The sequence below is a fragment of the Psychrobacillus sp. L4 genome, assembly GCF_042944905.1.
Classification (GTDB): domain Bacteria; phylum Bacillota; class Bacilli; order Bacillales_A; family Planococcaceae; genus Psychrobacillus.
In genome coordinates, this window is record NZ_CP168496.1 from 758,303 (window position 1) to 780,785 (window position 22,483).

Annotated in this window: 11 protein-coding genes; 7 read left to right on the top strand and 4 right to left on the bottom strand. The window is 36.5% G+C overall.

Annotated elements, in window-relative coordinates; translation table 11 throughout:
* Nucleotides 1-166: 166 nt before the first annotated feature.
* Nucleotides 167-3,205, top strand: a complete 3,039-nt coding sequence (locus ACEPXG_RS03690) for a hypothetical protein (RefSeq protein WP_391207630.1) — start codon at nucleotides 167-169, stop codon at nucleotides 3,203-3,205.
* Nucleotides 3,206-3,625: 420 nt separating this feature from the next.
* On the opposite strand, the gene ACEPXG_RS03695 is transcribed toward ACEPXG_RS03690, so the two are convergent.
* Nucleotides 3,626-4,102: a hypothetical protein gene (locus ACEPXG_RS03695; protein ID WP_391207632.1), complete on the bottom strand. Its 477-nt coding sequence runs from the start codon at nucleotides 4,100-4,102 to the stop codon at nucleotides 3,626-3,628.
* Nucleotides 4,103-4,918: 816 nt separating this feature from the next.
* Between ACEPXG_RS03695 and ACEPXG_RS03700 the strand changes: the two genes are divergently transcribed.
* Together ACEPXG_RS03700 and ACEPXG_RS03705 are read left to right on the top strand one after the other, a co-directional pair.
* Nucleotides 4,919-10,159, top strand: a complete 5,241-nt coding sequence (locus ACEPXG_RS03700) for a S8 family serine peptidase (RefSeq protein ID WP_391207634.1) — start codon at nucleotides 4,919-4,921, stop codon at nucleotides 10,157-10,159.
* 426 nt (nucleotides 10,160-10,585) lie between these two features.
* Nucleotides 10,586-15,850 carry a S8 family serine peptidase gene (locus ACEPXG_RS03705; protein ID WP_391207637.1) on the top strand — a complete coding sequence of 1,755 codons (5,265 nt, stop codon included), beginning with the start codon at nucleotides 10,586-10,588 and terminating at the stop codon, nucleotides 15,848-15,850.
* A gap of 187 nt (nucleotides 15,851-16,037) precedes the next feature.
* On the opposite strand, the gene ACEPXG_RS03710 is transcribed toward ACEPXG_RS03705, so the two are convergent.
* Nucleotides 16,038-16,526 (bottom strand): sigma-70 family RNA polymerase sigma factor, encoded by a 489-nt coding sequence (locus ACEPXG_RS03710; protein ID WP_391207638.1) that lies wholly within the window; start codon nucleotides 16,524-16,526, stop codon nucleotides 16,038-16,040.
* 272 nt (nucleotides 16,527-16,798) lie between these two features.
* On the opposite strand from ACEPXG_RS03710, the gene ACEPXG_RS03715 reads away from it, so the two are divergent.
* Nucleotides 16,799-17,269, top strand: a complete 471-nt coding sequence (locus ACEPXG_RS03715; RefSeq protein ID WP_391207640.1) for a competence protein ComK — start codon at nucleotides 16,799-16,801, stop codon at nucleotides 17,267-17,269.
* 201 nt (nucleotides 17,270-17,470) lie between these two features.
* Here the strand turns inward: ACEPXG_RS03715 and ACEPXG_RS03720 are convergent, their stop codons facing one another.
* On the bottom strand, nucleotides 17,471-18,292 hold the full coding sequence (locus ACEPXG_RS03720) for an SLAP domain-containing protein (RefSeq protein ID WP_391207642.1): 822 nt from the start codon (nucleotides 18,290-18,292) through the stop codon (nucleotides 17,471-17,473).
* Between the two features lie 217 nt (nucleotides 18,293-18,509).
* Between ACEPXG_RS03720 and ACEPXG_RS03725 the strand changes: the two genes are divergently transcribed.
* Nucleotides 18,510-18,908: a hypothetical protein gene (locus tag ACEPXG_RS03725; protein ID WP_391207644.1), complete on the top strand. Its 399-nt coding sequence runs from the start codon at nucleotides 18,510-18,512 to the stop codon at nucleotides 18,906-18,908.
* A gap of 157 nt (nucleotides 18,909-19,065) precedes the next feature.
* Here the strand turns inward: ACEPXG_RS03725 and ACEPXG_RS03730 are convergent, their stop codons facing one another.
* Nucleotides 19,066-19,410 (bottom strand): DUF805 domain-containing protein, encoded by a 345-nt coding sequence (locus ACEPXG_RS03730; protein ID WP_391207646.1) that lies wholly within the window; start codon nucleotides 19,408-19,410, stop codon nucleotides 19,066-19,068.
* Between the two features lie 544 nt (nucleotides 19,411-19,954).
* Here ACEPXG_RS03730 and ACEPXG_RS03735 point away from each other — a divergent pair.
* The gene (locus ACEPXG_RS03735) at nucleotides 19,955-21,202 is read left to right on the top strand and encodes a hypothetical protein (RefSeq protein ID WP_391207647.1); all 1,248 of its coding nucleotides are present in this window, start codon (nucleotides 19,955-19,957) and stop codon (nucleotides 21,200-21,202) included.
* Nucleotides 21,203-21,523: 321 nt separating this feature from the next.
* Nucleotides 21,524-22,243, top strand: coding sequence for a hypothetical protein (locus tag ACEPXG_RS03740; protein WP_391207648.1), 720 nt, complete (start codon nucleotides 21,524-21,526; stop codon nucleotides 22,241-22,243).
* Nucleotides 22,244-22,483 lie beyond the last annotated feature (240 nt).

The window sequence follows — 22,483 nt, forward strand, 5'->3', positions numbered from 1 at the left end:
ATTTAAATAATCCCCAAAAAGATAATAAGTGATATATTTTGACACTAATTATTTTAATGTTGTGAATTGTCGAATTAATATCATTGATAAATGGTAATCTTGGTTATAAAGTAAGGTGAGTATGGTAATACTTTAGTCATGTTATTTATTTCATTGGAGGTGTGTCATGAACAAGGAAAGGTTGAAAAAGTCAGTTGTAGCAGCAGTGATTGCGACATCTTTACTAACTAGTTCAAATGTTAGTTTCGCTAATAATTCAATCCAAGAAACGATTGATAGAGCAAAAATTGACATGAAAAACGCAGCATATGCCTATGTAAAACCGGCAGAGAACAGAAGAATTGTTTCAAGTGAAGAACTATATCGAGTATTGAACTTGGCGAAAGAAAACTATCAAAATGCAAGAAGCTTGGTAATAAAATCAGAACTGTCAAATAAGGAAGCAGTACTGAAAGAGTTAGATACTTTGTATAATGAAAGATTAACAAAAGGACTCATTCCTTATATTGATGCATTCAATTATGTTGATAAATACCTGAACCCTATTATGGCCGAGATAAAACAAGCTGAATCTGAACAAGATTGGCCGGCTCTTGAACAAGCATATCATAAATTGTCCGTACAACTTAATACCCGCACAGATATTCTTTACAGATTTACAGGAAAAGTTTCAAGGGATTTACTATTAGAACAGTATAAAAAACCAGCAAATTTGAAACGAGATCAATTAATTGTTCCTGTAACGATATATATGAAAGTAAAAGAAGCCGAAACCTTAATGGCTTTAGGTAAAAAGGAAGAAGCGAGTAAAACATTAGAAACTATAATACCGTTATTAGAGAACTTACCTACAGCAAAAGTCTTTCCTATGATTGTGGAGCTAATAAAAGAAATTGAGATTGTAAGTAAGGCTGCTGGACTAGTCATATTTCCCCCAGCTCCCCATCCATCACCGATAACTAGTGGAAGTAGTAAGAAGGATAAAAACAATACAAATGCCGATGAAAGAGCCGCTGCGAATAAAGCAGCCGCAAGAGCGGTAATTGCATTGATAAATGCTCTTCCAATACCATCAAATGTGCGTGTTAGTGATGGAGTAGCAATCGAGGCAGCGCGAGCAGCATATGACAAGTTAACAACCGTTCAAAAAGCAATGGTGGATAATACTGTTATTACTAGATTAAAGGAAGCGGAGAAAGCTTTTAAAGCAGGCGTAGTAAATGAACAAGCAGCAAAAGTAGTGATAAATTTAATAGAATCCCTCCCAGCGGCAGTTGATGTAACAGTTGAAGATGAAGAACAAATAAAAGAGGCCCGTACATCATACGAAGGATTAACAGACGTTCAAAAAGCAATGGTGGACATTACTTCATTAATAACTGCGGAGAAAGCCCTTGAGGAAGCTAAAATAAGTACCGCAGTAAAAGATAAGGCGAAAGCTCAAGAAGTAATAATATTAATAGAAGGAATCCAAAAAAGTAATACTGCTATTAAGTATAAACAAGCTCTCGAGGCTGCAAAAACAGCTTATGAAAGTTTGACAGAAACGCAGCAAGCATTAGTAACAAACTTCGAAAAACTAAAGAATGAACTAGCAGATTTTGCAGCCGTAGAAACGGAGGCATCAAAACTGACCGCAGAAGCAATCGGTGTATTAGTCGAAGGTGACAATTTGGTAAAAAGAGCAAAAGCACTCCTCGAAGATGGATATACAGTAACTATCTTGACTTCGCAAGCAGGAATGCTTAATGGAAAACTAATTGTTCAACCAAAAGCTGGTGAAAAAGCGAATATTGGAACAGTAGAGTTTCAAGTTAAAAGTGCCAATGGTACGAAAATAGAACGTTCAGTCGTGCTAACCGTTGAACCAAAAGATGATTCAAATAAATTAGCAGTAGAAGCAGTAAAATCTTTGATTGCCGCACTTCCAAAAGCAAAAGAGGTAACATTAAAGCATGAAATTCAAATCCAAGCAGCCCGTGCAGCATATGAAGGATTGACGGACGTTCAAAAAGCATTAGTGAAGATTACTGCATTAACAAATGCAGAGAAAGCCCTTGAAGTAGTGAAAACAAAAGCAGCTAAACAGGATAAGGCGAAAGCTCAAGAAGTAATAAAATTAATAGAAGCAATCAAAAAAAATAATAGTAAGTATAAAGAAGCTCTCGAAGCTGCAAAAACAGCTTATGAAAGTTTGACAGAAACGCAGCAAGCATTAGTAACAAACTTCGAAAAATTAAAGAATGAACTAGCAGATTTCGCAGCCGTAGAAGCAGAGGCATCAAAACTGACCGCAGAAGCAATCGGCGTATTAGTCGAAGGTGACAATTTGCTAAAAAGAGCAACAGCTCTTCTCGAAGATGGATATACAGTAACTATCTTGACTTCGCCAGCAGGAATGCTTAATGGAAAACTAATTGTTCAACCAAAAGTTGGTGAAAAAGCGAATATTGGAACAGTAGAGTTTCAAGTTAAAAGTGCCAATGGTACGAAGATAGATCGTTCAGTCGTGCTAATCGTTGAACCAAAAGATGATTCAAGTAAATTAGCAGTAGACGCAGTAAAATCTTTGATTGCCGCACTACCAACAGCAAAAGAGGTAACATTAAAGCATGAAATCCAAATCCAAGTAGCCCGTGCAGCATATGAAGGATTGACGGACGTTCAAAAAGCATTAGTGAAGATTACTGCATTAACAAATGCAGAAAAAGCCCTTGAAGAAGCTAAAATAAAAGCCGCGGCAGAGGATAAGAAAAAAGCTCAAGAAGTAATAAAACTAATAGAAGGAATCCAAAAAAGTAATAATGCTGTTAAGTATAAAGAAGCTCTCGAGGCTGCAAAAACAGCTTATGAAAGTTTGACAGAAACGCAGCAAGCATTAGTAACAAACTTCGAAAAACTAAAGAATGAACTAGCAGATTTCGCAGTCGTAGAAGCAGAGGCATCAAAACTGACCGCAGAAGCAATCGGCGTATTAGTCGAAGGTGACAATTTGCTAAAAAGAGCAACAGCTCTTCTCGAAGATGGATATACAGTAACTATCTTGACTTCGCCAGCAGGAATGCTTAATGGAAAACTAATTGTTCAACCAAAAGCTGGTGAAAAAGCGATTATTGGAACGGTAGTTTTTCTAGTCAAAAGTGCCAATGGTATGAAGATAGAACATTCAGTCGTGCTAATCGTTGAACCGAAAGAGGGTAAATAAAACTAGCAGCTTATGCAGTAATATCTTTATAAACTGGGGACCATAGGCTTCGCGAAATTTAGACACAATGCTGACGATCTTCTAGTTGGATAAAAAAGCTGTTCCGGCAATTTATTTGTCGGAGCAGCTTTTTGGTTTATTAAAAGGAGTAATTTAAGATTTGTAAGTATTCAACTATCGGCGAATTGGCAACAACGATGAGAAAGAGGCTAAATACAATGGCCAAAAAGAGTATGTATAGCATTAATCCATATAGAGGATCGACATCAATGTATTTCTTTATGATTAAAAAAACAATTATATAAGGTGGGAGAATAAAAATACCGAAAATCAGGCATACAGTCAAAATAACATTTCCATACGTATACAAATTTCCAAATATAAAAAATAAGGAAACAGTTACACCAATAAGGAGCGGAGCTAATTGCCCACCATAAAAGCCGACAATTCATCAAATGTGTGCTGTGGTACAAAAACATAGTTAGCTATAAAAATTGAAATGATAGCGATTCCAATTAAAACTAATGTTAGCAAAAATACTTCTATAATAAAGGATGAAAAGCATAATGAATTGAATAAGTTTAAACTTTTTGTAAGTAAAAACAAAGATATCGTAAAAAGTGCTATAAATAATATAATGCTAACTTGGCCACTTGATAATTCTGTTTCGCCTCGTTCATATGCCGGTGAAGGTTTTCTTAATTGTTTCGTAAAATAAGTACGGTATACACGGAATCGCTGCTTCATAATCTGAATATGGACATTAGGTTCTACTTCTCGTCTTGTTAAAGTAACTTCATTAGTTAGCATGCTTTGCGAGTCTAAAAGAGTCGCTACTAATTTATTTTCACAAAACTGCCCAGTAACATGTACGTTCCCATAATTCGAACAGTGCACCCGCTATTCTTTCTTTACTAAAATCATATGAGGTAAATAAACGGTATATTCGGCAAAGTAGTGTACCAGGCACCCGCAAAATGTATAGCATACCTGTGTTAGGAAAAAAAGAATTATTTAGAAGATAGTGTAATAAAAGGTACATTATTTTGTCTAAATATTGAAGGTTTCAAAATAAGACAATAAAAAAATTTCGCCAATTGAAAATTACTTTTTTTGACGTTTTTTTTTATTCACAACAATTAACGCGCTGAATTGATAGGGAAAAAAAGAATATTGAAAAACAAAAAGACTTGGAACATTGCTAATTCGACAGCATTCCCACATTGGTAATTACATTAGTCTGAATTGTCGGATAAATACTATTGATAAAAAAGGATTCAAATATTAACGTAGAGTACATGGTATTACCTCGATTCACGGTAAATCGCCATATGAAATTCTTGCAGTATAAAAAATGATATCTACTCATAGGAGGCGAGTAATGAAATGTAATAGTTAAAAGAGTAAATAATAACAAATGTTTTAATTAGAATTACTTGTTTTGGAATTCGGCGAAGAATGTCTAATAAGTGAATTAGGAACTACTTTACAGTTTTATAGAAATAGTTTACTAGAGAAATTAATAAACATATCTTCTATTTCAAATCGTCATAGAAATATTGACCAGCACATACATTAGGAAAGTACCATATCAAGCATAAGTTACTCCATTTCATAGGAAGGATGCGGTCCCAATAAAACGATATTAGCAATTAGTATGGAAAAACTCATAGTTTCATAATGCAAAACTATCTGTACTAAGGGGGAAACATATTGAAGAAAAAATTAGTTAATAGGTTATTTAGTACTTTAATGGTACTAGCTATGGTATTCTCGTTGATTGGTCCGACGATGACTGCATCTGCAAATGTAGGAACGAAACCATTCAAACAAACTATTCCGAACGAAAGTACGATGCAGTTAAAGGCAGCAATAGCTGAGCAACTAGATTTGTTGGATGGTGGACCAAAGCTACACAAAGAATTACAAAATTTATCGGGCAATCAAGAAGTTGCAGTAATCATCCATTTATCTGAAAAACCAGTTGCCCTTGAAAAGGGAATAAACGAATTAAAAGGAAAAACGTTCTCAGTCTCACAAGAGAATCAAGTAAGAACCAAAGTACTAGCACAACAAGCATCTGTAAAAAAAGAATTAAATTTTAAAAACATTAATATTAAACAAGGGTATACATTTGATACCGTTTTGAACGGTTTTGCAGCCGTTGTAAAAGCGGACGACCTCAAGAAACTACTTACAATTCCAGGGATTACGCTAGTGGAACCTGATGCAATCGTTTATGCAATGGAAGAACCAAAAAAATCTAAACCAACGAATACAACTAACCCAAGTAAAGATGCGCAAATAGATGCAAAGATGAATACAAGTATTTCGTTTCTAGGAATTGAAAAGCTTTGGAATGAAGGAATACAAGGACAAGGTATTAAGGTTGGAGTACTTGATACAGGAATCGATGCAAATCACCCAGAGTTTGCGGGAATATTTAAAGGTGGAAAGAACTTTATCCCGAACTCATCTGCCTATACAAAACCTCGTGCGGATGATGATGCATCGGAAACTTCTCCTGTAGAACGTCCTGCAGGAACTCCAGAGATTAATGAAAGAGGAAGTGCGTTCTATACTTCTCACGGCACGCATGTTGCAGGTACAATCGCAGCAATTGGCGCGAACGAATACGGCATTAAAGGGATTGCTCCTAAAGTCGACCTTTACGCTTATCGAGTACTTGGAGCATATGGAAGTGGGTCTTCTTCTGGTATCGTAAAAGGAATTGACACAGCTGTAAAAGACAAGATGGATGTTATCAACTTATCTCTAGGTGGAGGATCAAACACAGAAACCGATGCAGGAGCCTTTGCGATTAACAACGCAATGATGGCGGGAACAATTAGTGTACTTGCAACTGGTAACGATGGACCTAATCGTGGAACAATTTCACCTCCAGCTACATCTCGTTTAGGAATTGCAGTTGCTAACACTACTAACCCAGAAACTATGTACAACGGAGAAGTAAAAGTTACGGTAGGTGCTTATAATCTTACTAAACAACTGCAATTGATGGGCACGACTTTTGGGAAAGATTTAGCAACACAACTTCAAGGCGAATTTGACGTAGTTGCAGTTCCTGGAAACGGAGAAGCAAAAGATTATGTTGGACTCGATGTAAAAGGAAAAGTTGCGCTGATTTCTCGTGGAAGCATTGCATTTGTCGATAAAATTGAGTATGCAAGAGCCAATGGAGCAGTAGCAACGATTATCCATAACTTTGCTGGTGGTACGAATGCACCGAATGCATCTGGAACTTTCCTAGGTGATTCATTTGCATTTATTCCAACGTATGATATGTCTCAAACAGATGGCGATGCAATTCGTGCAGCTTTAAAAACTGGAACAGGAAAAGTTAAGTTTGGTAATTTTAATTCTACTAAAACACTTGGGGATGTTGTAAACGATTCAAGTTCACGTGGACCAACTACTCCAAACTTTGATATCAAACCAGATGTAAGTGCACCAGGTACAAATATTATGTCAACAATTCCAATGTACAAAGCGGATTTCCCAAATGCTGTTTATGATGAAGCGTATGATCGTAAAACGGGAACGTCGATGGCTACACCGCATATCGCAGGAATCGCGGCACTTGTCAAACAAGCGAATCCAACTTGGAATGCATTCGATGTGAAAGTAGCGCTTTCAAATACAGCGAAAATTCTGGATAAAGCGAAATATGATGTATTCGCTCAAGGTGCTGGACGTGTGGATGCATATGCGGCCGCTCACCCAAGTGTACTTGCTTATGCTATTGATAAGGCAGTTTTAGACAGTAAAGGTACAGTTGTAGATAACATAAAAGGAACTGTTACTTTCGGTCCACAGCCACTATCAGCAAATATTTCGGTTACGAAACAAGTCCTTGTAAAAGATTTGAAGGGTAACGGTGGAAATTATAATGTGACAGTGGATGTTACCAAGACATTTGGTGATGCCAAAGTGACTGTTGACAAACCGACATTCACGTTGGCTGGTGAACAACTGTTAAATGTTACGTTAACTGCTTCAAAAGCTACGGCTCCAAAAGGGTCAGAAATACTAGGATATATCCGTATTAACGGTGGAGGATCCGAAATTTCATTGCCATTTGCAGCTGACTTAAGTACCGTAGTTCCAATAGCAATTAAGGATATGAAAATAACAGAAACAGACCTATCCTTTAATGGAGATGGTGTGAAAGATGAGGCTGTTCTTTCCTGGACGCTGACCGGCAATGTTGCAACAAACTATATTGAGATTTGGGATATTATGAATCCTAACGGTGGAGAATACGGGGATGGATATATCGGCTATATACATGCAGCTGCTTCACTTCGGGCTGGTTCATATACGCTACCAGTAAAAGGGCCGTACAAACCATGGGGCAGTGCACCTGTAACAACGATTCCAGATGGTTTATATACGCTGGACTTTTCTGCAACGACAACTACAGGACCAATTGGTGACTACGTTGGACCAATTATTGTTAAAACAACAAAACCAGTAATTACAGGTTCTGTGAAAGATAAAGTTGCAAAAGGGCAAGTGTCCGACAAATATATCGATTACAATAAAGAATTATATAATTATGATTTGGATTATGATTTGAATGTAAAACTACACGCTTCTTATGTTGCGACTGTAAATGGGGTAGCAAAAGAAGCAGTGAAATTCAATTTAGCACAAGATGGATCATTCTCATTCCCTGTAACTGATGAGACAAATTCTGTAACCGTTAAAGTTACGGATGAGGCAGGCAATTTTGGAGAAGCATTAATTTATGAAAAGAAAGAACCAGAAGCAGTAGTAACACTTTCTGTAAACCCAACGGAGCTTGATTTGACTACTGGCGTAACAGCTCAACTTGCTGTTACAGAAACTTCCACACCAGCAACAGGGCAAGCTACGAACAAAGACGTAACTGCAGCAGCTACGTACGTTGTAGCAGATGAATCAGTTGCAAAAGTTACGAACGGACTTGTAACTGCAGTGGCAAAAGGCTCCACTACGATTACTATTTCTCATGGTGCCAATAAAGTGACTGTAAATGTGACAGTGAAAGATCCTGTAGTAGTGGTACCAGGTGTGACACTGACTGCGAACAACACACAAATTGGTTTAGAACCTGGAAAAGAAGCGCAACTGACGATTACAGAAGTAACAACAACTTCAGATGGAAAAACAACGCAAAAAGACGTGACAAAAGCTGCTACGTATAAAGTGGCGGATAGTAAAGTGGCTTCCGTAACGAATGGTTTAGTAACAGCAAAAAATGAAGGAAGTACAACAATTACCGTTAAATATGGTAAAAATGAATTAACTGTAAATGTGACAGTTAAAGCACCAGTGGTGACACTGACTGCAAACAAAACAGAACTTAATTTAGATCCAGGAAAAGAAGCAAAACTGGTTATTAAAGAAGTAACAACAGCAGCAGATGGAACAACAAAACAGACAGACGTAACAAAAGCTGCAACGTATAAAGTAGCAGATGGTAAAGTGGTATCTGTATCTGAGGGCGTAGTAACAGCAAAAGCGGCAGGAAGTACAACAATCACGGTTAAACATGGTAAAAATGAGTTAACAGTAAATGTGAAGGTGACCGAACCAGGGGTGACACTCACTACAAACAAAACAGACATTGTTCTTGAACCAGGAAAAGAATCCCAATTGACGATTAAAGAAGAAACAACAGGGGCAGATGGAAAAACAAAATCGACAAACGTAACACAATTTGCAACATATACTGTTGCAGATGAAAAAGTAGCTTCTGTAAAAAATGGTTTAGTTATAGCAAAAGCAGGGGGAAGTACGACAATCACTGTTAAATACGGAAAAAATGAATTAACAGTTAATGTGAAGGTTACAGAACCGCAAGTAACTCTAACTTCAAACAAAACAGACATTGTTCTTGAACCAGAAAAAGAATCAAAACTAACGATTAAACAAGTAACTATCGGAGCAGATGGAAAAGAAAAACAAACAGATGTCACAAATTTTGCAACGTACACAGTAGCAGATAGCAAAGTGGCTTCTGTAAGTAGTACAGGTATCGTAAGAGCAGAGGCAGTAGGCAGCACAACAGTCACTGTTAAATATGGGAAAAATGAATTGACTGTCAATGTGCAGGTTGCAGAACCAGTAGTGACACTAAGTGTAAACAAAACACAAATTGATTTAGAACCTGCAAAAGAATTCCAACTGACAGTTAAAGAACAAACGATATCAGTGGATGGAAAAATAACAGAAAAAAATGTGACAAAAGCAGCGACGTATACAGTAGAAAATAGTAAAGTGGCATCCGTAACGGATGGTTTAATAAGAGCAAAAGCGGTAGGAAGTACAAAAATTACCGTTAAACACGGTAAGAATGAATTAACTGTCACTGTGAACGTTACAGAACCAGTAGTGACACTAGAAGCAAACGTAACTCAACTTAATCTAGAACTAGGAAATGAAGCACAGCTGAAATTAAAAGAAGTAACTACAACGGCGGATGGAAAAGTAACAGAAAAAGACGTTACAACTTCTGCAAAATATAAAGTAGCAGACGGTAAAGTAGCTTCTGTCACAAATGGTTTAGTAAAAGCAAAAGCTGAAGGAAGCACAACAATCACTGTTAATTACGGTAAAAATGAATTAACTATAAACGTGACTGTTGCAGCACCAGTAGTAACATTAGTTGCTGACCAAATGAAACTTGAGTTGAAACCAGGAAAAGAAGCACAACTTACTTTGAAAGAAGTAACAACAATGCCAAATGGAACAAAAACCGAAAGAGATGTTACAACCGCTGCAAAATATACAGTTGCAGATAGTAAAGTAGCTTCTGTAAGTAACGGTTTAGTAAGAGCAAAAGCAGAAGGAACTACAACTATCACCGTTAAATACGGTAAAATGGAAGTGACAATTGTAGTGATCGTTGGAAATCCTTTAATAGTAGGATATTTAGAAGTTAACTGATTTCTATTCCCATTAATAAAGTGCTGACAAAGCTCAACAACTGAGTAAAGGTACCAGATTCTAAAACAATCCTGAATTCATTGAGAAACTGGTATTTTGCATTAGAAAACCTATAAAACTCGTACTAAAAAAGTATTCAAGTTATCTTTTATTACAGGAGTGTTACTGGTGCCAGGCACCTGTAACACTCCTGTAACAATTGTTTGACTAAGGATACATCATATCGGCATTTAATAAAATATACATTGTACAGTACAGCATTCGATTGATTAAGGAATCTCCAATTGAAAGTGTTGTTGCATTCAACTTAGTGATTTGTAAAAAAAGGACGGAATCTAAAGCATCTGTAATTATCAATGTAATACAAACTCAAATCTCCACTAGCGTTAAAGATTGTCATTAAAATTGCCAATAGGGGGAAACTAATTGAAGAAAAAAAAGCTTAATAAGTTTTTTAGCGCTTTCTTGACGTTAATTATGGTATTCACGATGCTATCTCCAATGAACGTATTCGCAAACACTGGAGACAAGCTAAATAGTCAAAATGCTACTAATGAAAGCAAAATACAAGCAGAAAAAGCTATTAATGAACAATTAGCTTTAAGAAATGTACAAGCCACGTTACATGAAGATTTACAAGATTTAACGGGGGAAGAAGAAGTAGCTGTAATTATTCATTTATCTGAAAATCCAGTAGCGCTTGAAAAAGGAATTAAAGAGTTAAGTGGAAAAAAATTCACAGCAACAGATGCATCATCTGCCGAGCGAAAAGTAAATGCACAACAAGTATTTGTTGAAAAAGAAATGAAATTAAAAAATATTTCCATTAAAGAAGGTTACTCTTTCCATACTGTTCTGAATGGTTTTGGTGCTAAGGTGAAAGCAAGTGATTTGAAAAAAATTATTGAAATCCAAGGTGTCACTTTAGTAGAGCCAGACGAATTAAGATATGCACTTGATAACACAGAAGAAAGTGTAAATGTTGATGCAGTAAACGGAAATATTGGTGAGGCAAATAATACAAGTATTTCTCATTTAGGTATTGAAAAAGTATGGGCAAGAGGATTCAAAGGGAAAGGGGTTAAAGTTGGAGTAGTCGACACAGGAATTGACTACACTCACCCTGAATTTGTTGGAGTATATAAAGGCGGCAAAAACTTTGTACCCCATGATGGAGGGGACTATGCCCGTCCTAGAGATGCCAATGACCCTTATGAAACAGCTCCATTGGACCGGGATCCAAATAATCCAAATACACCAGTCACACAAGCTGGTAGTACATTTGCCACTTCTCACGGTACTCACGTATCAGGAACAATTGCGGGGATTGGAGCAAATGAATATAGAATTAGTGGTCTTGCTCCAGAAGTAGAATTACACGTATACCGCGTTTTAGGTGCATATGGAAGTGGGTATACTTCGTGGGTTATTAGAGGAATTGAGGCAGCAGTTGAAGAAGGAATGGATGTTATTAATTTATCCCTAGGTGGACCTTCCATGAGTTCAGTTACAGCTGACGCATTCGCAATTAATAATGCGATGTTAGCTGGAACAGTGGCGGCTGTGGCTACAGGGAACTCTGGATCTGCTCGTGGATCTATTGGAAGTCCTGCAACGGCAGCACTTGGTATTGCGGTTGGGAACTCTACAAATCCTACAATTACGGAAAAAGGAGCAACACTAGTAGTAAAAGCAGAATCATATGACAAATCATATACACTTAATTTTATGGCATATAAATTTGGTGACAAACCGGGTGAACAACTTACTGGTGATTACGATCTTGTTGCAGTTCCAAATGTTGGAGCACCGGCAGATTACCAAGGCCTCGACGTTAAAGGGAAAGTTGTACTCGTTTCAAGAGGGACACCAACATTCCCTGTACAAATTGATGCTGCAAAAAAAGCTGGAGCAATTGCAGTTATTATTCATAATAATGCAGGTACTGGATTGATAAATTCTAATCAGGGTTCTGGATTTGCCTTTATTACGACATTTGATATGTCCTTCCCAGAAGGAACGTTACTAAGAACTGCGCTTGCTTCAAAACCAGGAAAGATTTCATTTAGCAATTTTACGAATACAGTAACTGGAGGAGACACGTTAAGTTCTTCTAGCTCACGTGGACCTACAAATCCAGATTTTGATATAAAACCAGATGTAGTTGCACCAGGTACGAGTATAATGTCCACGATACCTATGTATGGAAAAGACGTACCAGGAGCAGATTATAGCGGAGCATTTGGAAGGAAATCAGGTACTTCAATGGCGACGCCACATATTGCAGCTATTAGTGCGCTAATGCTTCAAGCGAATCCAACTTGGACGCCATTCGATGTAAAGGTATCCTTATCAAATACTGCAAAACTGTTAAATACAACTACGTATGACGTTTTTGCACAAGGGCCTGGGCGTGTTCAACCTTATGAAGCTGCATTCCCTACCGTTCTTGCATACGCACTGGATAGCAATTTAATTCAGAGAAAAGTGATAGAACATGAAAAAGGAACAGTAAGATTTGGGAAATTAAGTGAGGTCTCTGAAAAAGACGTTTCTGTTACAAAACAAATTCGAGTAGAGGACTTTGCAAAACTTGGCGGGGACTATACAGTTGATGTGCAAATTACAAAAGCATTCACTGGGGCGACAGTTACGGTTAATAAATCGACATTCAAATTGAATGGCTCAGAAATGATTGACGTAACATTGAATGCACCAAAAACAACAGTTACCGCTGCAGCTGAAATTCTTGGTTACATTTATATTAAAGGAAATGGAAAAGAAATTTCATTGCCATTTGCAGCAGAATTCACGCCAAATTCTATAAAAGCTGTTGGTGTATCAAGTGTTAAAGTAGCGGACTATGATTTGTCATTTAATAGTGAAAGTACAAAAAAATCATCGTCCATATCGGGTGTATTAGGTGGGACTGGGACCACCAGATATGGCGAAATTTCCGTGGAACTATCAGACTTACTAAACCATGGAGATGAAATTGGAACAATCTACAATAAAGCAGGTTCGTTCACAAGTGGGCCACTCTCTTACCCGATTAATGGAACATATACAAATGGTGATGGTAATATTGTAAAAATGGCTGACGGAGCTTATTCGCTTGCCATTTATGCATCAAATACTAGTGGTAGTACCTGGTATGGCGATGCAGATCCAGAGCCATTATTCGTGAAGAGTACACCAGCAACAATCGATACAGCGAAATCACATGAAACTGTTAAACCTGAGTATCAGTTTAATGGAACAATTGTGGATGATTACATTAATTTTATCAAGGCTCTTGTAGCAATTGGATATAAATTTGATGTAAATGAAAAACTATCTGTGCTGTTCAAAGTAGTTAATGCAGAAGGTGAAAAAATCGGTGAAGGCCCAGTGACACTCAAACAAGACGGTACGTTCTCACTCGACCTTACTAACTTAACACTAGGTGAAAACATAGTCACAATCTATGTAAATGATGCAGCTGGAAATAAAGCCGAGCAATCGTTTGAAGTAGCTTACTCTGAACCTGTAGTAACACTTTCTGTAAACCCAACGAAACTTGATTTAACTACTGGCGGAACAGCTCAACTTGCTGTTACAGAAACTTCAACACCGACAACAGGGCAAGCTACGAACAAAGACGTAACTGCAGCAGCTACGTACGTTGTAGCAGACGAATCAGTTGCAAAAGTTACGAATGGACTTGTAACTGCAGTGGCAAAAGGCTCCACTACGATTACTATTTCGCATGGTGCCAATAAAGTGACGGTAAATGTGACGGTAAAAGATCCAGTAGTTGTGGTACCAGGTGTGACACTGACTGCGAATAACACACAGATTGGTTTGGAACCTGGAAAAGAAGCGCAACTAACGATTACAGAAGTAACAACAACTTCAGATGGAAAAACAACGCAAAAAGACGTAACAAAAGCTGCTACGTATAAAGTGGCGGATAGTAAAGTGGCATCCGTAACGAATGGTTTAGTAACAGCAAAAAATGAAGGAAGTACAACAATTACCGTTAAATATGGTAAAAATGAGTTAACTGTCAATGTGGCGGTTAAAGCACCAGTGGTGACACTGACTGCAAACAAAACAGAACTTAATTTAGATCCAGGGAAAGAAGCACAACTGACGATTAAAGAAGTAATAACAGCGGCAGATGGAACAACAAAACAAACAGACGTAACAAAAGCTGCAACGTATAAAGTAGCAGATGGTAAAGTGGTTTCCGTAACGAATGGTTTAGTAACTGCAAAAGCTGCAGGAAAAACAACTATCACCGTTAAACATGGCAAAAATGAGTTAACAGTAACTGTGAATGTGACTGAACCTGGTGTGACACTTACTACAAACAAAACAGACATTGTTCTCGATCCAGGAAAAGAATCACAACTGACGATTAAAGAAGTAACAACAGGAGCAGATGGAAAAGAAAAACAGACAGACGTTACAAAATTTGCAACGTATGTAGTAGCAGATGAAAAAGTGGCTTCTGTAAAAAGTGGTTTAGTCATAGCAAAAGCTGCAGGAAGTACAACAATCACCGTTAAATACGGTAAAAATGAATTAACTGTAAATGTGAAGGTTACAGAACCACAAGTAACTCTAACTACAAACAAAACAGACATTGTGCTTGAACCAGAGAAAGAATCAAAACTAACGATTAAACAAGTAACTACAACGGCAGACGGTAAAACAAAAGAGGTAGATGTAACAAATTTTGCAACGTATACAGTAGCAGATAGCAAAGTGGCTTCCGTAAGTAGTACTGGTATCGTAAGAGCAGAAGCTGTAGGCAGTACAACAGTCACTGTTAAATACGGTAAAAATGAGTTGACTGTCAAGGTGATGGTTGCAGAACCAGTAGTGACACTATCTGTAAATAAAACACAAATTGATTTAGAACCAGGAAAAGAATCACAACTGACGGTTAAAGAATTAACCATCTCAGTGGATGGAAAAACAACAGAAAAAAATGTGACAAAAGCCGCTACTTATACAGTAGAAAATAGTAAAGTGGCATCTGTAACAGATGGTTTAATAAGAGCAAAAGCGGTAGGAAGTACAAAAATTACCGTTAAACACGGTAAAAATGAATTAACTGTCAATGTAACAGTTACAGAACCACAAGTGACACTGATTGCTAACCAAACGCAACTTGATTTGGAACCAGGAAATGAAGTACAACTGACCATGAAAGAAGTAACAACAACGGCAGATGGAAAAACAACCGAAAGAGATGTTACAACCGCTGCAACGTATAAAGTAGCAGATGGTAAAGTGGCTTCCTTAACGAATGGCTTAGTAAGAGCAAAAGCAGAAGGCAGCACCACAATCACTGTTAAATACGGTAAGAATGAAGTAACTGTCAATGTGAACGTTAAAGCACCAGTTGTGACATTGTCCGTAAACCAGAAAAAACTTGAGATGAAACCAGGAAAAGAAATACAACTGACTATGAAAGAAGTAACAACAATGGCAGATGGAACAACAACCGAAAGAGATGTTACAACCGCTGCCAAATATACAGTAGCAGATAGTAAAGTAGCCTCTGTAAGTAACGGTTTAGTAAGAGCAAAAGCAGAAGGAACTACAACAATCACTGTTAAATACGGAAAAAATGAATTGACAATTGAAGTGATCGTTGGAAATCCTTTAATAATAGGAGATTTTCTAAAAGTTAACTGATTTCTTTTCATTTTTGATAAAATGCTGACAAAACTCTACAACTAATAGAGAGTAGAGAAAGGTTCATATGATCCAAAACGAAGTAGCCAGAAACTTGGCTACTTCGTTTTTGTTTCATTACCGAACGAGAGCAATTTTAGCCAATGCGAGAGCACACTCCACCTATATGAGAGCGACAAAGGCCCTCTTAATTCTTCGCAGCCATATTCTCCCGTAACTTAGTCAACAAGCGTTCTCGTCTTTTCTTGATGCCAGGTATTGTGATTCCTGCTCGTGTTGCTGCTTGTTGTAGAGAGATCCCTTCGACGAAGATCCATAAGATCAGTTCTCGCTCGTTTGTTGTTAACTTTTCTAATGCGAAAGCTAACGCTTCATGGTGGATGCTTTGGCTTAATGTTTGCTCTATTAGAAATGTCAGTTTTTCTTCTTCCATAGGATCGATCGTTTCTTCTATTTGTTTTTCTTTTTTTAATTCGTCTAGAATCCCTCCGTAAATGCATCGGTATGCATATGGGGCAAAATCACCTCTCTCCGCATCGAATTTTACCCATGCTCTCCACAAAGCAATTCTTCCAGCTTGTCTATATAATTCATGATTTTTGTAGATAGATAATTTTCTTATACATGCAGAAATCATTGGTTCATATTGTACTAAATTCTCTTCGAATGTTGACACTGTACTTTCCTTTGGAGTCGTGCACGATTCAATTATTCCTAGGTAGCCTTAGCATAATCGGTCTTCACATTATTTACCAAATGGGGAGAAAGGACTTTTGCTTGTACAAACTACCAGTTCGATCTAGAAGAAGTAGTTGTTTAATATTGGGAAGGTTAACTAATACATAAAGAAGATTCACATAATTACATATTTTCAGTAAAATTAGACTATACAAATATATGAAAGTTTGGTAGTATATAACCATAGTAAAGGAAAAGGGGGATTTAATTTTGAAAGACTGTGATTCTAATTTAATTAACAAGAAAACTTTGATGCTTGAATCAGTATTTACAGGAGAGTTTAAAACGAAAATTATTACAACCCATGGCATCTATCTCTCCAAAATGACTGTGAAACAATTGCTCGGCAATGCATGCATTCTATTCGCTTCTACACTAGAAGGACGTATGCAAGCAATAAAAAAACTAATGAATTATGTCGTTAAAACACCTATACTCATTGATCCAAATGAGATAGGAGCATTTCCAACTATGTCTTATCAACACGTCGAATGTGTTTGGATTTTTAATCACCAATTTGAAATAGAGGAAACAGGAAAAGGAGTATCCCTTGTTATATTTAGCAATGGAATGTCTGCTCAGGTTAATGTTTCTAAAAACGTCCTGCTGAAACAACAACAAAGACTACACACATTAATCGACACTTACCGCATCATTCATCGTGATTTAGATCAAAAGTAGGAATGAATGGTGGTGTAATTTTATAATAAGTAGCATACGTATAAGCGGCTGAGTGTTAAACTCAGCCGCTTATTTTTTAAAAAGAAGACCCCAGCGTCCCTGTGTCAGACTCAATTGGTCCTCAAATTGTGGCTGACACAGGGACGCTCTTAAAAATTAAAAGCCGTTATAGGTCTTCCCTATAACGGCTTTACGAGTAATTTATAAAGTTTGTGGGATCATTTCAATCATCCATGAGCTAAAATCAGGATTTTCCTTCAGGAACACTTCTTTTGGAAAAGATAAATTAATTGGGCGAGCTTGTTTGGATTCGATTTCAAATTGTCCTATTGGGAATCCAAGTTTACAAACTATATCACCAGCCGCATCAAATAATTGAATTGGCAGGTTTTCGATCGTTAATGTATCTGCGTATGAATTGCGAATAATGATATAAACTTGAACGACATTTTCCATTTCATGAAAATGGAATCCAACGATCGATAGTTCATTTTCTTTTAAAGGTTCTAACGAAGCTACTAAACTTTTCACATATTCTTGTTGATCCTCTGAAAGTCCATTTAACCAATTCTCATCTAAATATAATTCAAAATTTGTTACTACTTTTTCGTAATACTCAAATACTATGTCGAAATCCATCTCATTTGTTATTTCTTCATAAGGAACTAGTAAATCTTCCATTTCAAACAAAAAGTTCCATGGTCGTGCAGTACACGCTTCTAGTTCTCCAAACAATTCCATTTCAAATTGTTTCTTCGCCAGTTCTCTACCTTCTTTATCTCTCACGATTAAGACTACTTGATCTAAACGTAATTTTTTCGGTAAGGAGTGTCTAATAATAGCGGTTGCAATAATACCAGCTTCTACTTTATATAATTTTACCCCATGAATATGAAGTTGGTTAGCTACCAAATCTTCTAATTGCTGATGAAAATATTGAAAAATATATTTCTCTTGTGCTGGTATTTCCCAATCATCCGAAAAGCTTATTTCAGTTTTATATGTGTTAGGTGAATTTGTCATGAGTAAATTCCTCTCTATTTAAAAGTAATATTCTCTTATTATAACACAACAAGTCAAAACGCTTAACCACTTACATATACAGTTAACCACAAGCGTCCCTGTGTCAGACTCAATTGTTCCCCAAATTCTGGCTGAAATAGGGACGCAGGTTAATTAGATAGTAGATAAAGCGATTCTATTGTAAAATAGAAGAATATTCAAAAGGAGGGAATTTATTATGATGAAAAAAACTGGACAAATAGCATTCGTATTTATTCTTTTTCTATCAGTTTTGACGATGCATACATTTCCAGCGAGTGCGAGCACCAAAGTGATGTGGGGAAAAACAGAATTAAAGGTAGGTCAAATCGGTAAAGTAACGATTCTTACAAACACAAGTTTATGGAAACTAGAAAAAGATAATTCTTTGACAAAAATCCGTGAGCTGAAAAAAGGGGAAGAGTACCGCGTATATAGCTATAAAAGCAATAATGGTGGACTTTACGGAGTTGGTGGAGGAGCTTTTGTTCAAAAAGGAGCTGCTATTAAGTATGAAACACCTTCTAAGAGTAAGTTGAATTTATTGAAACAGGTAAATAGCGGAGAATCTCCTTTAGAAGTAATCTCCGTGGAGTAGGGCTATGAGTTGAACTTAATAGCCATTAGAAGTGAGATGAGCTAATTGATTATTATAGGGAGAGTTATAAATCTTAGAGACTAATTTCTACATCTATTTGGACAATTCAGTTCTGACAAAAAAAGAATAACCGCTCTATAAGGAGCGGTTTTCTTTACTATCTTTTAGGATTAGTTCCATATTTGTTCTCACTATTCTGTCCATCTTGACACGTAAAAACAAGTACAATAATAGGACCAACTAGAGGAATTAAATTAAGTAAAAACCACCATCCACTTCGACCAGTATCATGTAATCTTCGAACGGTAACAGCTAAAGCTGGAAGCAAAGTAACTAATGAATAAAGTCCTGTTAATAAAGAAGATAAACCCGCAATTGACTCAACGATTGCAAAAACGATGGAAATGATTATATCGAAAAGAATAAACATCCAGTATTCCTTACGTCTTGCTCTACCTTTAAATCCTACATAATTTTTTAACGCTTTTAAATACCAATACAAACAAAATCCCCCTGAAAATTCTAAGATGTGCGCAGTAGTTTATGACTATTGCACTTTAAGTATAGCATTTGGTTATTAATTTTTTAATAGGTAAATAATTCCTGTAGCAGTGTTCGTTTAGCCTACAAGGATTCATAGATTATCATTTCAATCATAAATAGATAGAAATACAATAATCGTCTAATTTGGTTGCTGGATTTCTTTATATGGAAGTAAATCTATGAAAAATTTGAAAGAAACATATTGATCAATTTTCTTTACTTAGTTTATCTGATTAAGTTTTGGTCTAACGAAATAAACAAAGATTAAAACTATGGTATATAGGGATTTGCGAAGGTTTTGATTATTTAGGCAAATCTATCAAAATTAGCATTTTGAGTCGTTTAATCTTCTTATTTGTAAAAAAAATTGATTTTCATAGGTAGTTTTGTAACGATTTATCGGATTATTAAGTTGAATAGTTCCTAATTAAATAGTATTATAGGTTTGTTGAAATATATTGGAAAATTCTCAACTAGTTACCTAAATTATGAGGAGGAATAACATGAACAAACGATTTATCAAGCAAACGACAGCAGCAGTACTATTAACAACATCTGTTTTATCTTTTTCACCAGTTGCATTTGGAGCATCTACATCAGTAGATCAATCCGTTAACAAGGTGAAGGCAGAATTGAACAAGGCTGCTACTCAGTATGTGTATCCAGCATTAGATGGAAAGCTAGCAACAAGTGACTCATTATCCCCTGTATTAAACAATGCAAAGAAAAACTATCAAAATGCGGTAAAAGAAATTCAAGCTTCTAAACTTTCACAAAAAGAGAAGCAAGCAAAGTTGAAAGAGATTGAAACGTTGTACAATGAAAAAATTACTAAAGGACTTGTTCCCTATATTGATGCATATAACTATGCGACGAAATATTTAGATCCTCTATTAGCAGAAATCAAAGCAGCAGAAGCGAAAAATGACTTTGCAGCAGTTGAAAAGGCTTATCACCAATTGTCTTATCAATTAAAAGGCAGAACTGCTATTTTATATCGCTTCTCTGGAAAAGCATCACGTGATTTGTTGCTTGATAAATACAAACAACCATCTGATCAAAAACGTGATGATTTAATGGTCCCTGTAACAATTTATATGAAAATGGTAGAAGTTGAAAAACTTGTAAAAGATGGTAAATCGGAAGAAGCGAAAAAACTAATGGTAAGCATAGAAGCTTTAGTTAAAACACTTCCAACTACAGGCACATCTAGCTTTATAAACGCATTGGTTAAGAAAGTAGAAACTGTGAAAGAAGTAGTTACTCCAGTTACACCACCTGCAACTGGCGGCGGTGGTGGTGGCGGTGGCGGCAGTGACACGTCATCATCAGGCAATGATATTTTAAATGAAATGCTTCGTACACAAATTGCTTTAGGTAATACTAATACAGGTGATACAATGAAATTTTCAATTGATGGAAACAAAATTGGTGTAACATATAAAGCTGATAGTAAATTAGGTCATTTTTATGATGAAGCCAATAGAGTTTTCCTTGTATTTAAATCTAAAGATACAGTTGTCGCTTCTGCTTCTGTAACGTACAAAACTCCAGATGGAGAAATTACAATTGGTTCTAGTAATAATGCTTTAGACTTTGATAAAGTTATTGAAAAAGCGTTGGCTAAGGTAAACTTAGATAAAGACACAACGTTGAGTGTTTTAGATGGTAGAACAATTACTCTTCATGTAGAAGGAACTGTAAGCGGCAAAAAATTTAAAGACACTTATACATTTGAATTTAACAAATAATTGAAATTACAGAAATCCCTTTATGTCCTTTTGACGTAAGGGGATTTTTTTCAACTCACGCCCTACTCAGCATAAAAGGCGTCCCTGTGTCAGCCACAATTTGGGGGACAATTGAGTCTGACACAGGGACGCCTCACAGGGCACTGGAGGACAAGAGGTACCTTCCAATCAAAAACAATACATAAGTACTATGCGGTTTGACACGCTACAACATAAACTAACAAAATCCACCACTTCACACCTATTTTCCTATATAACTCTACTCAACTGCTAATCTTCATGCTAAACTTAAAACTAAGATAAAGTAAAAAGGGGAATATTATGAAAAAAAGAAGAAGGTTAAAAATTACTTTGCTAATAGCTTTAATCATTATTATTGGGGCGGGAAGTTACATACTATATGAACTTAAGTTTAAAACATATGATGTGGCCGATGAGGAAGTAACCGAGATTGTTGCTGACCCATATACTGTGGAGCTACCTGATGGAAGTAAAATTACCATTGATGAAAAAGGAAATGTGGTAGAAGAAAAGTCCTCATTTTCAAAAACCCAAACGGCCGATAATTCGACAACAAATGAAACAACGAATAGTAGCGCAAATGAAGGACAGTCGTCGGCAGGGCAAACGCAAACTTCCGGTAATACGGTTACTTCTGGATCCACAACTTCAAACAATTCAACTACTAAACCAACTGTTGGTTCCATAAAAGAAAAATATGTACCGGCATTCGTAGGGTTAGAAGCGCAAGCAGATTCTAAAATAAATGCACTTGTAGGTCGTGCGAAAAGTGAATATATGGACAAGCAAGCAAATGGAGAAAGTATCAATGTTGGATACTTCTACAATAAATACATGGCTGCAGCAAAAGGTTTAGAAGCTAACACCGATAAAGTTTTCAATGGTGTTTTAGGTGCAGTGGAGAAAGATCTTTCGAAAAATGGATTTGATAAATCATATGCACAAAGCTTTAAAAAGGAATACGAAGCATCCAAAAAGGCTAGAAAAGATAGTATTTTAAGTAAAGCACTTGGAAAATAAACGCTCAAAAATCCGTAAAGAATAGTAGATGTATCTTTACGGATTTTTTGAATTCACTTTCTACTCGCGTCCCTGTGTCAGCCACAATTTGAGGAACAATTGAGTCTGACACAGGGACGCTGGGGGAACCGCATAAGTCCGCTTGACTATAACTATTTATCTATACATGAATATGTCGAATAGGCAATTTTTTTATTAAAAAATGAGAGAATTTGTAATCAAATTGGGATAATATATGTT

Coding starts and splice junctions, on each gene's coding strand:
- ACEPXG_RS03690 (WP_391207630.1), top strand. CDS start 167: ATGAACAAGGAAAGGTTGAAAAAGTCAGTTGTAGCAGCAGTGATTGCG.
- ACEPXG_RS03720 (WP_391207642.1), bottom strand. CDS start 18,292: ATGACAAATTCACCTAACACATATAAAACTGAAATAAGCTTTTCGGAT.
- ACEPXG_RS03725 (WP_391207644.1), top strand. CDS start 18,510: ATGATGAAAAAAACTGGACAAATAGCATTCGTATTTATTCTTTTTCTA.
- ACEPXG_RS03735 (WP_391207647.1), top strand. CDS start 19,955: ATGAACAAACGATTTATCAAGCAAACGACAGCAGCAGTACTATTAACA.
- ACEPXG_RS03740 (WP_391207648.1), top strand. CDS start 21,524: ATGAAAAAAAGAAGAAGGTTAAAAATTACTTTGCTAATAGCTTTAATC.